At 76.5% G+C, this 633-nt stretch carries 1 protein-coding gene; it reads right to left on the minus strand.

The annotated features are described in order from the left end of the window. On the minus strand, window positions 1–633 hold a 633-nt coding region (locus A5697_RS16160), incomplete at both ends, for an ATP-dependent helicase (RefSeq protein WP_197501027.1).

The raw sequence follows: 633 nt of genomic DNA on the forward strand, positions 1-633 counted from the left end.
GTCGGCTCGTTCGGCGTATCCCGCGACGACGTCGGCGAACGCGTCGAGGTGTTCGGTGCCGGCCCAGCCTCTGTCCGCCCCCGCCGTGGCGCGGACCTCGCAGTCGACACCCAGCACGCGGCGCACCTCGGCGACCAGGTCCGGCAGCGAATGGTCCAGATGGCCGCGCAGGGCGCGCAGTTCGCCGGCCAGCGCCGTGAGACGCTGATACCCCGCGGCCGAATACCCTTCGGGCGGGCCGGGATCGGCGATGGCGTCGGCCAGGCACGCCGTGTCGGCGTCCGGGCCGGCGGACATCGCGATCGCCTCCGGCGCGGATGAACCGCCCGCGCCCAGCCCTTCGCCGAGCTTTCGGGCGCGCCGCCAGAGCGCGGCGATGTCCCGACCACCGAGGCGCCAGCGCGGACCCGTGAGTACCCGCATCGCCGCCGCGCCGGCCGTCGGGTCGGCGACGAGCCGCAGCATGGCCACAACGTCGGCGACCTCGGGGATGGACAGCAGCCCCGCCAATCCGATGACCTCGACCGGGACTCCGCGGGCGCGCAGGGCGTCGGCGATGGGGGCGGCGTCGGCGTTGCGGCGCACCAGAACCGCGGCGGTCGGCGGGCTCACTCCGTCGGCCCGGGCGCCCCG

The organism is Mycobacterium sp. E3251 (assembly GCF_001666835.1).
In the GTDB taxonomy this organism is placed as follows: Bacteria; Actinomycetota; Actinomycetes; order Mycobacteriales; family Mycobacteriaceae; genus Mycobacterium.